An 11,743-nucleotide genomic window follows, 5' to 3' on the forward strand; every position below is an offset into this window, starting at 1 on the left:
GTGAAATGCTGTATTTATATACAGTATTGGTGGCCTATGTATTTCCTCCTTGTCCGTCGACGCGAGCGCGGCGTAGCGATTCCAAGCGAAAAACTCGGGAAAATTCAGGCTCTGCGCGCAGACGTGCACATCGAATACAGCCATAGCGCTGCGCTGGGACGCCCCTCGATACAGGCCTGGGTTTTCAACCCGACCCCTCGAGGCGACATCATTCCGCGGCTGCACGATGCCTGCGTGAACGGCATGGCCCAGCTCGGGATGAACATCACCGGGCTGGAAGAGATCGATGGCGTGATGTACGCGCAGTCCTGGTGGTGCCGGGCGGCAGGTGATTATGGCAAGTGACTTGCCTCCGGCCTGGCTGGCCGAGCTGAATGATCAGGTCGCACTGGTCGCGGATCCCGATGGTCGGGCAGCCGTTCTGAGCGAGATGGCCATGAGCGCGCACCGGCGCCAGGAGGTTGATACCGATCAGTTATGCGAGATGCTTGAGTTTTCCGAGTCGGCTCGACTATGGGCGCTGGCCGGGGCTGAAGAAGTGAGGTTGGAAGCGTGGGACAATTCTGGGACATTCAATGTCCCAAATGATGATGAAACAAGATGTAGGAAAATGAGTGAAACCCCAATAGATACAGGGGGTTGAGTGATTTCTCCCAATAAAATAGCAGGTTGAAATCGGATTGCAAATCCGTCTACGCCGGTTCGATTCCGACCTCGGCCTCCACTATTCAAAACCCCGTAGATCTAGGTCTACGGGGTTTTTCGTTGTGGGCTGGAAAAGGCAGGAGTTCTGAAACCAAAGGCTAGGAGTTCCGAAACTTCAGCCTTTCGAGGGCTTGGCGATCGCTCCGACGCGGCGGTAAACACGCGTCGTGATCTCCTCCTTAATGGCGGTGCCCAGCAGCTTTTGGCGCTCGAGCAGAGTCTTTCCGCGCCGCCAGTGGTGGCATGTATGGTTAAATGGCTGCCCCACAGGAGAATCGATATGAGCAAGGCTGCCAAAACCCCGTTCTATATCGCTGGCGCACCAATGATTGCCATTGGCGCCGCTTTCGCTGCGGTTGGTGCCGCCGGCCAGCCCGCGTTCGGCTGGACAGCTGCAGGGTTGCTGATTCCTGGCGCTGTGTTGCTGATCGTTGGTGCCTTCCGGAATCGTCGGCGGGCTTGAGTAGTTGTAGGAGGAGGGCTGCGCGCGCGCTTCGAACAGATCGATCTGCGTTGCATTCCCTCAATCCTATTGCACCGAGCCAAAGGCGCCGCGCCCAAGATCGTGCGGCTGGACTAGGCGTCTCAGGTCTTGCTGCCGTAACACGCCCTGAGAGTTTCCTGATATTCGTGACTGAGTTCACGTAGCGCTGCGATTCGGGAGAGCGAGTAACCCCACTTCTCTGCGTTCTGGATGGTGTGGCTAATATCGTTCACTTCATCCCTGAGGGGGATGCATCGGTCGTTCTCTAATGCATGCAGCCTGCTGCTTGTAGCGCCCAGCTGAGCTTGCAGTCGATCGTTCGCGGTCCTCCATTGCTCGATGTAGCCACGTAGCTGTGCATTCGATTTTTCAAGCGCTTGGACCTTGTTAGTTGATACAGATAGGTCGCCCTTGATCTCTACGAATTTGACAGTTGCCGTGATGAGTGACGAAGCCACGGAAAAGATGAGTGTGAAAAGACCAACGGTCCACCAGGTGGGGCTGGTGCTTTCTTGCTGTGACATTGAGGCTCCTGTGGGCAGAGTGGGATCAGGAGTCTACAGCAATGGCCTTTGGGTGTTCAGTCGCGACGTTACCGAGTTTCTAATCGCCAAAACTAAACACACCAACATTCGTTGATGTGAAAATGGTTTTTTGTACATGCCCGCTAAAAAGGGTCGGTATTGTACATGGGGCAACCCTGCCTTTTGTCGTGCAGTGGATGCCTGTTTATACCGCCTATCGAGCGTGGGCTTTTTCACATGGAGAAAAGGATGACCATTTACCCGGATAACGCAGGGCTATTCTTCTACGCGACGGCGCGGGCATTAAAAAGAAAACGCCCGATAACGCGGGCGTGATCCATGAGTCTGTATTCGGTTAGCTTCGAATATGTGTTGTAGTCGTAGGGCAGGTGGAAGAGCGTTAGCCAACAAGGTTTTCGATTTTTTCCCGGTCTCGCTTCATTAACTCTATTCGAATTAAGTCTTTAATGAAGTCGATTTGATCGTCTGTGAATGTTCCCTACATCTTTTCGTAAAGTTCTTTTTCAAGATTTTCTATCGATCTGCGACTGATATCTTCCATTGGCTCCCCGCTTATAAATGCTAAAAATTCTGTTAAATATTTTTATAGTCAAGACAGCCTGGAAGTGGCTGTCGATGGCCTTTTGCCATGGCTCTGGATGGTACCTGATCCATTGAAGTCAAGCGACGGGATGCGTAAAAAAATCTTCCATCGCGAGGCAGCGGTATGGCTGTGCGATGGCTGGGCACGTAGGAGCCTTTTCTGTAGGGAAACCCAATGACCTGCCGATACCGGCGCTCTGGCTAGCGACGATGGCTACACCTTGTGCTGGCTGGAAGCAAACGCTCAGTTGCAGCAAGTATCGACAAGCACTGACGCGTACTCGCGCCGCCACCAGGCTATGGGATCAGCAGCACCCCAACTGGTATCAGTCCGATCAATTGATGAGGTAGATAACACGCGACCGCGACGCTGCCGTCTTTATACAGGATTGAGTGGAAGGCGGCTTCATGACCGCCACCCTTTCACTTCTCAAAGCTTAGAAACATCAGCCTCAACCACATCAGCCGCCGGCGCCTCAGTGCTGGTGGCCAGTTCCGTAGGAAGGGTAGAGAAGGTCACGGCATACTTGCCCAAGTCGTTTTCCTGCCGCTGGAAGTTGATCGCCACCTTGTCTCCTTTCCAGTTCATCACCTCCGTCAGATAGGAGGCCCCGGACTTCATCTTGACCCACTGGCTATTGCGCTCGGCAGGCTCACCGAAGCGTTCGGTCAGCATGTCCGTGACCAGGTGGAGGCTGTTGGCATTGCCGCTGAAGACCAGCTCGCGCACCTGTCCGTCTGCCAGGGTGGCGACGAGGTTGTAGCCTGGCGAAATGGGTAGGTAGGGCAGGCCGTGGATTTCAAAGCGGCTCGGGTCGGCGGTCGCTACCCGGCAGGGCTCGGTGGGGCGGGTTTCGTCGGTTGGGCATTCTGCGACCTGCTGCAGGAAATCGCCTTGCAAATCGACGCCCAGGAACGAACTTGGCTCCTGTGTCCAGACGCGTTCGGCCTGGCGGGAGTCTGCCCAGGCAGGGAGGGTAGCGAACAGGCTTGCCGAAGCGGCCAAAAGCAATAGAGGCCTCATGGATCCATCCTTGGGAGGAAAAAGTGGATTCAGCGCCGCAGAGTACCCGCCTGTGCAGCAGGTTAAAATGCTGCCGGAATGCCATTGCGGCGGCCTGACAATCCTGGGTAAGAGACGAGAACAGCGCGGAAAAGTTTAAGGCAATGCCTGAAACTGTGCGCTGCGTCACATTTTTTTGGCCTGTAAAGGCGATCTTTCTGGCAGGCAAAGAAAACCCGCCATCAGAGGCGGGTTGAAAGAACGTACGAAGCCTGTGCATTGTGCTCGGGATGATGTCAGAAATTCGTGAAGAGCATGTCCAGAGTCTGTCGAAATGCCGCAATGATGGGCTTGTCCACGGCTGATGCGATAGGGCGCAAAAAAGAGCCCGCCATGGGGCGGGCAAGGACGTTTGAAGGGAGAGCATCCAGGCTAGCTGGCAGGGGGTTAAGCCAGCGTTAAGCACGAGCGATTGACCTTGCGCTCGGATCGCCCTATACAGGCGGGCGCTAACCTCAGGAGCCAGGCATGCACGACGAAGACGACCTTCCCGAACCCGAGCACGATCATCTGCTCGATCATGAATTCCTCTACGACGACTTCGACCCGGAGGCCGATGCCCAAGGTGCCTTGGATGAAGCCGAGGAAGACGAAGCGCTGCGGGATGATTTCGACGATGAGGACCACCCGGCCTGGCACGACGAGGTCGACGACAATTGAGGCCTGCGATACGCAGGCCTCTTTGCAGGTAGCCTCACCGCGAGGCGCGTCTGGCCAGGCGTCAACGGCGATCGAGCGAGAAGCGTCCGGCGCCGCTCAGGGCCAGCAACAGCAGGCCGCCAACGATACTCAGGTTCTTGAAGAACTGGGTCATGTTGGCGCTGCGCTCGGGGTCGACCATGTTCCAGAAGGGGTGGCCGAGCAGCGCCGTGCCCACCACGAACAGCGCGAACAGAAACGCCAGCGGGCGGGTATAGAAGCCCAGGATCAGCAGGATGCCGACGGCGAACTCCATGATCACGGCGATCGCCGCTGCCAGCATCGGGACGGGGGCGCCCAGCGACGTCATGTAGCCGACCGTGCCTTCGAAGCCGGTTAGCTTGCTCCAGCCGGACATGATGAACAGGATCATCAGCAGGATGCGGGCGATCAGGATGATCAGGTCGCGTTGACCTTCGAACAAGGAGTAGCGCATGGCGAGGTTCCAGTGGACGGGGACATGTTCCACTTTAGCAGCCGCTTCGATTTGCGCCGGATGGAAGAAAGGCGCCGCGAGGGCGCCTTTCGAAAGAAGATGGTGCGAGTGGCGGGACTCGAACCCGCAAGGCTGACGCCGACAGATTTTAAGTCTGCTGTGTATACCAATTCCACCACACTCGCACGCTTGAAAGGGTCGTGGCGACCGGCGCGCTTCAGGGCAGAAGGGCCTGGCAATCAAGCGCGCTTTATAACCCATCGTTATAGCCGAGTCAACCACACCGCGTCTTCCAGGCGGATATGGGCAGGGATTGGATATGTCCGTTGACACCTTGCTGTCACTGGGCCACTGTTACGTCATTGGATCCAATGAGTACGCAATCATGCCTTCGGCCACGCCGTCCTCCACCCCTGCGCGCATCGTCCGGCCGAAGCTGTTCTGGCGCTTGTTGTTCCTCCAGGTCTATCTGTTGGCGATTTTCCTCTATCTGAGCCTGATGGCCTTGGGCGGTTACCTGCTGATGCTGGGCTTCGACGAGCCGCGCCCGGAGGCGCAACGGCTGATGGCCCTTGGGGGAGGGGGCGCGATCATGCTGGTTTGCCTGTGGCTGCTGAAGGTGGCGCTGCCGCGGCGGCTCAGCCCTCAGGTGGTCGAGCGGGAAAGCTGACGAACGTCTCATGCAAACCGGGCGGTGAGCCTGCAATGGGCTTGCCGCATGATCAGGCCTGCGCGCAGCTGTCTATCCTGTATCGGTACCCATACACTACGCTCAATCAATATGTCCCCTGCGGTGCCCGTGGAGCTTGCATGGTTTCAGCCGACCGCCCCAACCAGCCGGAAATCCCCACCAACCTCTACGAACGGCTGGTCCAGTCGGTGTTGGACTACGCCATCTACATGATCGATCCCACAGGTACCGTGGTGTCCTGGAATGCCGGTGCCGAGCGGATCAAGGGCTACCGTGCCGATGAAGTGATCGGCCAGCATTTCTCATTGTTCTTCACGCCCCAGGATCGTGCCGACGGGCGTCCCGAATATTTGCTGCGCCAGGCCCTGGAGCAGGGGATGGCCCAGGATGAAGGCTGGCGGGTACGCAAGGATGGCACGCAGTTCTGGGCCCTGGCTGCGCTGGATGTGATTCGCGACGAGGCTGGGCGGATCATCGGCCTGGCCAAGGTCACCCGCGACATCACCGACCGCCGCGAATCGATGCTGCAACTCGATGCCATCCGCGTCCAGTTGTTCCAGGCGCAGAAGCTCGAGGCCCTGGGCCAGTTGACCGGCGGGCTGGCCCACGACTTCAACAACCTGCTGACCATCATCCTCAGTTCCGCCCGCCTGGCCCTGGGCAGCCAGGATTCGCAACGGGTGCAGCGCCTGCTCCAGCACATCCTCGATGCCGGCCAGCGCGGCACCCAGCTGACCCGGCAACTGCTGACCTTCGCCCGCAACCGGCAAATGAGCGTCACGCGCATCGCTCCGGCTGAACTGATCGACTCCACCCGTGGTCTTCTGGAGCATGCCCTGGCCAGTGACATCGAACTGGAGGATCGGGTGGAGCCGGACCTGCCGCTGATCGAAGTGGATGCCGGGCAGTTGCAGATGGTCCTGCTCAACCTGCTGTTCAATGCCCGCGATGCCATCGAAGGCCAGGGGCGTATCCGCCTGGAGGTGGGCTGTGTGGAGCTGGCGGGCGAGGTGGAAGGATTGCAAGGGCGTTTCGTGCGTTTCGATGTGCACGACACCGGCCAGGGCATAGCGCCAGAGGTGTTGCCGCGCATCTTCGAGCCGTTCTTCACCACCAAGGCGTTCGGCAAGGGTACCGGCCTCGGGCTCAGCCAGGCCTATGGTTTCGCCAGGCAGAGCAATGGCGCCATCTGCGTGGCCAGCCAGGTGGGCGAGGGGACGAGCATGAGCCTCTACCTGCCGGCTTGCCCAGGCGCCCCCGACCCCGATCACAACGAGTAGACAACATGGCAGAACCACTCAAGCGGCTGGCGACGGGAATCGAAGGGCTCGATACCCTGCTCAAGGGGGGCCTGGTGGCGGGCGCCTCCTATATCGTCCAAGGCCCGCCGGGAGCAGGCAAGACCATCCTGGCCAACCAGCTGGCCTGCGGCCACGTGCGGGACGGTGGGCGGGTGCTGGTGGCGACCTTGCTCAGCGAGTCTCACGAGCGGTTGTTCCAGTACCTGTCGACCCTGGCGTTCTTCGATCCGGCGCTGGTCGGCGACCCGATCCAGTTCGTCAGTGCCTTCGACACCCTGGAGCAGGAAGGGCTCGATGCCGTGGTCAGGCTGTTGCGCCAGGAGATCGCCCGGCAGCAGGCCAGCCTGCTCATCGTCGACGGCCTGCTCAATGCAAGGGTACGGGCCGAAACCAGCCTCGACACCAAGAAGTTCGTTTCCGAGCTGCAGGGGCATGCGGCGTTCGCCGGGTGCACGGTGCTGTTGCTGACCAGTGCACGGGTGCAGGAGGGCAGCCCGGAGCACACCATGGTCGATGGGGTGATCGAGCTGGGCGAGCACCTGGTGGGCAGCCGCGCCGTGCGCCAGATCCAGCTGCGCAAGACGCGTGGCAGCGGCGCGTTGTCAGGCCTGCACGAGTGCCTGATCAGCGAGGCCGGCTTGCAGGTCTACCCGCGCCTGGAGGCCTTGTACAGCCACCCGAGCCAGATGGGGTCGGAAACCTTCAGCCGGGTCACCACTGGCATCACGGCCCTGGACGAGATGCTCGGCGGTGGCGTGGGCAAGGGTTCGGTCAGCCTGGTCATGGGGCCTTCGGGCATCGGCAAGACCTCCTTGGGGCTGGCCTTTCTCGCCGCCTCCAGCCACGAGGTGCGCGGCTTGCACTTCGGCTTCTACGAAACCCCGGCGCGGCTGCGCCTGAAGGCCACTGCGCTGGGCCATGACATTGCCATGCTGGAGCGCCAGGGCGATCTCGAGCTGTGCTGGCAGCCGACCACCGAAGGGCTGCTGGACCAGGTCGGTGCCCGCTTGCTCGAACGGGTCCAGGCGCTGGGGGCCCAGCGCGTGGTGATCGACAGCCTGGGCGCCTTCAGCCGGCTGGCGGTCGATCCGGCGCGGCTCAATGCGTTCTTCCGGGCATTGACCGGCGAGTTGCGCGCCCGCGATGTCAGTGTCCTGTTGACGTGGGAAATGCGCGATATCTTCGGCTCGGAAATCACGGCCCCGGCGCCGGACCTGTCGAGCATCGTCGACAACCTGCTGTTGATGCGCTTCGTCGAGCTGGATTCGCAACTCAGGCGCATGGTCTCGATCCTCAAGGTGCGCGACAGCCACCATGATCCGGCCCTGCACGAGCTGTGCCTGGGCCCGCAGGGCATCACCCTGCGCAAGGCCTTCGAGGGCGCCAGCGGCGTGCTTTCCGGCACGGCGGTGCCCCAAGGGGGCGACTGATGGGATAGCGCGATGAACACCATCCTGATCGTCGACGACGAGTACCTGATAGCCGACATCCTCGGGTTCGCCCTGGAGGATGAGGGGTTTCTCGTCGAGAAGGCCAGCAACGGCCGCAAGGCACTGGACGCGCTCAAGGACAAGCGGGTGGAGCTGGTGATCACCGACTACATGATGCCGGTGCTCAATGGCGAGGAGCTGGTCAGGGCGATTCGCGAGGAGTTGCAGTTGCCGGACTTGCCGGTGATTCTCATGAGTGGCGCGCAAGCCAGCCAGGGCCGCATCTGCCCGGAGCTGTTCGCCGCGGTATTCGACAAGCCCTTCGACATGGACAGGATGATCGCCAAGGTGCGCGAACTGCTGGGCACCTGAAAGGTGGCCCGCCGGGGCGGGTGGGGCGTCGGTCAAGCGCATCCGTGCGGCTCGAGACTTTAAGGAAGGTCAGTGCTGGTCGTCGTTTTTCTCCGGTGCCGGATTGCCGGCCTGGATGCGCTTGAAGATCTCTTCGCGATGGACCTGGACATCCTTTGGCGCATCGATGCCGATCCTCACTTGCATCCCTTTGACTCCCAGAATGGTGACTTTGATGTCATCGTCGATGACGATGCTTTCGCCAACCTTGCGGGTGAGTATCAGCATGTAGTTCTCCTTGGTGATGATGAAATCCGCACGGCCAGGTGCCGTGGCGGTGGGAGCTTGTCCCTCTTCCTTCTCATTAAAGACGCTTTCGGCGCAGAGTAATTCCCCTGCAGACAAATTCTGTTGCCTGTCTTTAGTCGCAGGCGCCGACCAAGGCTCGAGGCAGTCAATCGGCGAAGGTGCTCGGTGGCAAGGATAGGGTGCTTGCGTCCATATGGGAAATTTCTCTGCTTGATAGCGTAAATAGTCGGGCTCAATGATCGTTTATATGTCCAGCGCCTGCAGAAAATGCAGCGATCGAGCGCTATTGTGGCGCTGCCCATGAGCATCTTCAGGCCGGGATGGGGATCGTCGACAGCGTGCTGGTTCGCGAGCAGTGGGCCGTCGGGCATCGGCGGTGTCCATCGGCCAGTGGCTGAAACAATGGATAACGCGCGTTCGGTCGATGTTCAGCCCAACAGCGCCACCGACTTGATCTGCGCCCACAGTGCCTGGCCCGGGTGCAGGCCGAGCTGGTCCGCCGAGTAGCGGGTGATACGTGCAAGCAGGGCATTGCCGGCGGCGTCCAGGCTCACCATGACATGGGCCGGGTTGTCTGCCGGGCGGCATTCACGGACCCGTACCGGCAGCCGGTTGAGGATGCTCGAGGCGCCGTCGGCGGTAAGTGCCAGGCTGACGTCGCGGGCCTGCACCTTGAGCCTGAGGGTACTGCCCACCACCTGGGCAGGATGGGCGATGCGCAGCACAGGACCGTCGTTGCCCGGCAGGCGCAGGTCGAACAGTTCGTAGTGCGGGTCATGGCCGACGACCACGCCTTCGAGCACCACGCCGGCATCCTCGCCTTGGGCCAGGGGCAGGTCGAGGCGGGCCAGGGTCTGGCCGATCGGCCCGCTGGCCGTGGCCTGGCCCTGTTCCAGCAGTACCAGGTGGTCGGCCAGGCGGGCGACCTCGTCCTGGGCATGGCTGACGTACACCAGGGGGATGTCCAGTTCGTCGTGCAGGCGTTCCAGGTAAGGCAGGATCTCGCGTTTGCGGGGAGCATCGAGGGCGGCCAGGGGTTCGTCCATCAGCAGCAGCCGAGGGCTGCTGAGCAGCGCCCGGGCAATGCCGACCCGCTGCGCCTCGCCCCCGGAGAGGGTGGCCGGCCTGCGCTCGAGCAAGTGGCCGATCCCCAGCAGCTCGCAGGCCTGCTCCAGGCTGACCTTGCGTTCATGGGGCGCGATCCGCCGCCAGCCGAAGGTCAGGTTGCCACGCACCGACAGGTGCGGGAACAGGCTGGCCTCCTGGAACACATAGCCCACCGGGCGCCTGTGTGGTGCCAGGAAATAGCCGCAGGCGCTGTCTTCCCAGACCTCGCCGTTGACTTCGATGTAGGCGCTGGCGGCACGCTCCAGCCCGGCCAGGCAGCGCAGGCAGGAGGTCTTGCCCGAGCCCGAATGGCCGAACAGCGCACTGATCCCGCGGCCAGGCAGGTGCAGGTCGACATCCAGGGTGAAATCGCCGCGCGCCAGCTTCAGTCGCGCCAGTATCGATGAAGGCATGTCAGCTCCAGCCAGCCTTCCCGCGGCGGCCAGCATAGAGCACGAGCAACACCAGGAAGGAGAACACCAGCATGGCGCCGGCCAGCCAGTGTGCTTGCGGATAGGCCATGGCCTCGACGTGATCGAAGATCTGCACCGAGACCACGCGGGTCTTGTCGGGGATGTTGCCACCGATCATCAACACCACGCCGAACTCCCCCACGGTGTGGGCGAAGCCCAGGATACTGGCGGTGACGAAGCCCGGTCGGGCCAGCGGCAGCACCACGTGAACGAAGGTGTCCCAGGGGCTGGCGCGCAGGGTGGCGGCCACCTCCAGTGGACGCTGGCCGATGGCGCCGAAGGCGTTCTGCAGGGGTTGCACCACGAACGGCATGGAGTAGACCACCGAGCCGATCACCAGCCCCGTGAAACTGAACACCACGCTGCCCAGGCCCATGGCCTGGGTGGCCTGGCCGATCCAGCCATGGGGGCCGAGGGCGATCAGCAGGTAGAAGCCGATCACCGTCGGCGGCAGCACCAGCGGCAGGGCTACCACCGCACCGATCGGCCCGCGCAGCCAGGAGCGCGTGCGGGCCAGCCACCAGGCGATGGGCGTGCCCACTATCAGCAGGATCAGGGTGGTCAGGCTGGCCAGCTTGATGGTCAGCCAGATCGCGCCCAGGTCACTGGCGTCCAGTGGCATCAGATTTCATAGCCGTAGGACTTGATCAGCGCGGCCGCTTTCGGGCCCTTGAGGTAGTCGACCAGAGCCTTGGCGGCCGGGTTGTCCTTGCCCTTGTCGAGGATCACGGCATCCTGGCGGATCGGCTCGTGCAGCTCGGCGGGGACGATCCAGGCCGAACCGCTCTGGACCTTGCCATCCTTGTAGATCTGCGACAGGGCGACGAAGCCCAGCTCGGCATTGCCGGTGGAGACGAACTGGAAGGCCTGGGTGATGTTCTGGCCTTCGACCAGCTTGGCCTTGGTGGCTTCGGTCAGTTGCAGCTTGTCCAGCACCTGGGTGGCCGCCAGGCCGTAGGGTGCGGTCTTGGGGTTGGCGATGGACAGGTGGCGGTATTCGTTTTTCTTCAGGACCTCGCCCTTGTCGTCGACATAGCCGGGCTTGGCCGACCACAGGGCCAGAGTGCCGATGGCATAGGTGAAGCGCGAGCCTGGGACGATCTGTTTTTCCTGTTCCAGCTTGGCGGGTGTGGTGTCGTCGGCGGCGAGGAATACCTCGAACGGTGCGCCGTTCTTGATCTGTGCGTAGAACTGGCCAGTGGCGCCGTAGGCGGCGACCAGCTTGTGGCCGGTGTCTTTCTCGAAGTCCTTGGCGATGGCCTGGATGGGCGCGGTGAAGTTCGCCGCGACCGCCACCTGGACTTCATCGGCCCAGGCGCTGTTGAGGGAGACCAGGCTGGCCAGGGCACTGGCGGCCAGGTGGAACAGGCGGATACGCATGGGGACAGCTCCTTGGGATGGTTTTCGTTATGTGGCGGAATATATAGCGATAAGCCATCCATCGGGAAGGGGCGGGCGGGGGATTTGTGGGTAGTACAGGGCCCATTCGCGAGCAAGCCCACAGGGGCGCGGTGCTCACGAATCATGTGCCCGGCAGAGGGCTTTGGGGCGCGAGCGGCCCCACATG

General features: G+C 61.4%; 15 protein-coding genes and 2 tRNA genes. 9 read left to right on the forward strand and 8 right to left on the reverse strand.

What is annotated here, in order from left to right; genetic code table 11:
- The first annotated feature begins 36 nt into the window (after positions 1-36).
- From ACDI39_RS01155 to ACDI39_RS01170, 4 genes are all read left to right on the forward strand, one after another.
- Positions 37-345, forward strand: a complete 309-nt coding sequence (locus ACDI39_RS01155) for a hypothetical protein (RefSeq protein ID WP_253168301.1) — start codon at positions 37-39, stop codon at positions 343-345.
- Positions 335-643 carry a hypothetical protein gene (locus tag ACDI39_RS01160; RefSeq protein WP_486537312.1) on the forward strand — a complete coding sequence of 103 codons (309 nt, stop codon included), beginning with the start codon at positions 335-337 and terminating at the stop codon, positions 641-643. Before ACDI39_RS01155 ends, ACDI39_RS01160 begins: the two co-directional genes overlap by 11 nt.
- Positions 638-724: transfer RNA gene (locus ACDI39_RS01165), tRNA-Ser, on the forward strand. The genes ACDI39_RS01160 and ACDI39_RS01165 overlap by 6 nt, the downstream gene beginning before the upstream one ends.
- A 261-nt stretch (positions 725-985) precedes the next feature.
- Complete coding sequence (locus ACDI39_RS01170) at positions 986-1,168, forward strand: hypothetical protein (RefSeq protein ID WP_225790754.1); 183 nt, start codon at positions 986-988, stop codon at positions 1,166-1,168.
- A 122-nt stretch (positions 1,169-1,290) separates the two neighbouring features.
- Here ACDI39_RS01170 and ACDI39_RS01175 read toward each other — a convergent pair whose 3' ends face one another.
- Positions 1,291-1,713, reverse strand: a complete 423-nt coding sequence (locus ACDI39_RS01175; RefSeq protein ID WP_225790753.1) for a hypothetical protein — start codon at positions 1,711-1,713, stop codon at positions 1,291-1,293.
- Between the two features lie 1,033 nt (positions 1,714-2,746).
- A complete protein-coding gene (locus tag ACDI39_RS01180; RefSeq protein ID WP_225790752.1) occupies positions 2,747-3,340 on the reverse strand; it encodes a hypothetical protein in 594 nt (197 codons plus the stop codon).
- A 507-nt stretch (positions 3,341-3,847) separates the two neighbouring features.
- Between ACDI39_RS01180 and ACDI39_RS01185 the strand changes: the two genes are divergently transcribed.
- Positions 3,848-4,039 carry a hypothetical protein gene (locus tag ACDI39_RS01185; RefSeq protein ID WP_225790751.1) on the forward strand — a complete coding sequence of 64 codons (192 nt, stop codon included), beginning with the start codon at positions 3,848-3,850 and terminating at the stop codon, positions 4,037-4,039.
- A gap of 61 nt (positions 4,040-4,100) precedes the next feature.
- Here the strand turns inward: ACDI39_RS01185 and ACDI39_RS01190 are convergent, their stop codons facing one another.
- Together ACDI39_RS01190 and ACDI39_RS01195 are read right to left on the reverse strand one after the other, a co-directional pair.
- Positions 4,101-4,514, reverse strand: a complete 414-nt coding sequence (locus tag ACDI39_RS01190; protein ID WP_225790750.1) for a DoxX family protein — start codon at positions 4,512-4,514, stop codon at positions 4,101-4,103.
- Positions 4,515-4,614: 100 nt separating this feature from the next.
- Positions 4,615-4,699, reverse strand: a tRNA-Leu gene (locus ACDI39_RS01195).
- Positions 4,700-4,899: 200 nt separating this feature from the next.
- On the opposite strand from ACDI39_RS01195, the gene ACDI39_RS01200 reads away from it, so the two are divergent.
- The 4 genes from ACDI39_RS01200 to ACDI39_RS01215 all read left to right on the forward strand — a co-directional run bounded on the left by ACDI39_RS01200 (position 4,900) and on the right by ACDI39_RS01215 (position 8,308).
- Positions 4,900-5,184, forward strand: coding sequence for a hypothetical protein (locus tag ACDI39_RS01200; RefSeq protein ID WP_225790777.1), 285 nt, complete (start codon positions 4,900-4,902; stop codon positions 5,182-5,184).
- Positions 5,185-5,324: 140 nt separating this feature from the next.
- Positions 5,325-6,485 (forward strand): two-component system sensor histidine kinase NtrB, encoded by a 1,161-nt coding sequence (locus ACDI39_RS01205; protein WP_225790749.1) that lies wholly within the window; start codon positions 5,325-5,327, stop codon positions 6,483-6,485.
- A gap of 5 nt (positions 6,486-6,490) precedes the next feature.
- On the forward strand, positions 6,491-7,936 hold the full coding sequence (locus ACDI39_RS01210) for an ATPase domain-containing protein (protein ID WP_225790748.1): 1,446 nt from the start codon (positions 6,491-6,493) through the stop codon (positions 7,934-7,936).
- A 12-nt stretch (positions 7,937-7,948) separates the two neighbouring features.
- Positions 7,949-8,308, forward strand: coding sequence for a response regulator (locus ACDI39_RS01215; protein WP_225790747.1), 360 nt, complete (start codon positions 7,949-7,951; stop codon positions 8,306-8,308).
- A gap of 69 nt (positions 8,309-8,377) precedes the next feature.
- Here the strand turns inward: ACDI39_RS01215 and csrA are convergent, their stop codons facing one another.
- The 4 genes from csrA to modA all read right to left on the reverse strand — a co-directional run bounded on the left by csrA (position 8,378) and on the right by modA (position 11,556).
- Positions 8,378-8,575: a carbon storage regulator CsrA gene (csrA, locus tag ACDI39_RS01220; protein ID WP_043211735.1), complete on the reverse strand. Its 198-nt coding sequence runs from the start codon at positions 8,573-8,575 to the stop codon at positions 8,378-8,380.
- Between the two features lie 449 nt (positions 8,576-9,024).
- Positions 9,025-10,116 (reverse strand): molybdenum ABC transporter ATP-binding protein, encoded by a 1,092-nt coding sequence (gene modC, locus ACDI39_RS01225; protein WP_253081186.1) that lies wholly within the window; start codon positions 10,114-10,116, stop codon positions 9,025-9,027.
- A gap of 1 nt (position 10,117) precedes the next feature.
- Positions 10,118-10,798, reverse strand: coding sequence for a molybdate ABC transporter permease subunit (modB, locus tag ACDI39_RS01230; protein WP_253081187.1), 681 nt, complete (start codon positions 10,796-10,798; stop codon positions 10,118-10,120).
- Positions 10,798-11,556 carry a molybdate ABC transporter substrate-binding protein gene (gene modA / locus ACDI39_RS01235; RefSeq protein WP_225790744.1) on the reverse strand — a complete coding sequence of 253 codons (759 nt, stop codon included), beginning with the start codon at positions 11,554-11,556 and terminating at the stop codon, positions 10,798-10,800. Before modA ends, modB begins: the two co-directional genes overlap by 1 nt.
- Between the last annotated feature and the right edge of the window lie 187 nt (positions 11,557-11,743).

Source organism: Pseudomonas sp. Tun-23181 (genome assembly GCF_057415455.1).

Bases quoted from the DNA above. Each gene is read 5' to 3' on its own strand.
- ACDI39_RS01185 (WP_225790751.1), top strand. From the start codon at position 3,848: ATGCACGACGAAGACGACCTTCCCGAACCCGAGCACGATCATCTGCTC.
- ACDI39_RS01215 (WP_225790747.1), top strand. From the start codon at position 7,949: ATGAACACCATCCTGATCGTCGACGACGAGTACCTGATAGCCGACATC.
- ACDI39_RS01175 (WP_225790753.1), bottom strand. From the start codon at position 1,713: ATGTCACAGCAAGAAAGCACCAGCCCCACCTGGTGGACCGTTGGTCTT.
- modA (WP_225790744.1), bottom strand. From the start codon at position 11,556: ATGCGTATCCGCCTGTTCCACCTGGCCGCCAGTGCCCTGGCCAGCCTG.
- modC (WP_253081186.1), bottom strand. From the start codon at position 10,116: ATGCCTTCATCGATACTGGCGCGACTGAAGCTGGCGCGCGGCGATTTC.
- ACDI39_RS01155 (WP_253168301.1), top strand. From the start codon at position 37: ATGTATTTCCTCCTTGTCCGTCGACGCGAGCGCGGCGTAGCGATTCCA.
- ACDI39_RS01170 (WP_225790754.1), top strand. From the start codon at position 986: ATGAGCAAGGCTGCCAAAACCCCGTTCTATATCGCTGGCGCACCAATG.
- ACDI39_RS01200 (WP_225790777.1), top strand. From the start codon at position 4,900: ATGCCTTCGGCCACGCCGTCCTCCACCCCTGCGCGCATCGTCCGGCCG.
- csrA (WP_043211735.1), bottom strand. From the start codon at position 8,575: ATGCTGATACTCACCCGCAAGGTTGGCGAAAGCATCGTCATCGACGAT.
- ACDI39_RS01190 (WP_225790750.1), bottom strand. From the start codon at position 4,514: ATGCGCTACTCCTTGTTCGAAGGTCAACGCGACCTGATCATCCTGATC.
- ACDI39_RS01160 (WP_486537312.1), top strand. From the start codon at position 335: ATGGCAAGTGACTTGCCTCCGGCCTGGCTGGCCGAGCTGAATGATCAG.
- ACDI39_RS01205 (WP_225790749.1), top strand. From the start codon at position 5,325: ATGGTTTCAGCCGACCGCCCCAACCAGCCGGAAATCCCCACCAACCTC.
- ACDI39_RS01180 (WP_225790752.1), bottom strand. From the start codon at position 3,340: ATGAGGCCTCTATTGCTTTTGGCCGCTTCGGCAAGCCTGTTCGCTACC.
- modB (WP_253081187.1), bottom strand. From the start codon at position 10,798: ATGCCACTGGACGCCAGTGACCTGGGCGCGATCTGGCTGACCATCAAG.
- ACDI39_RS01210 (WP_225790748.1), top strand. From the start codon at position 6,491: ATGGCAGAACCACTCAAGCGGCTGGCGACGGGAATCGAAGGGCTCGAT.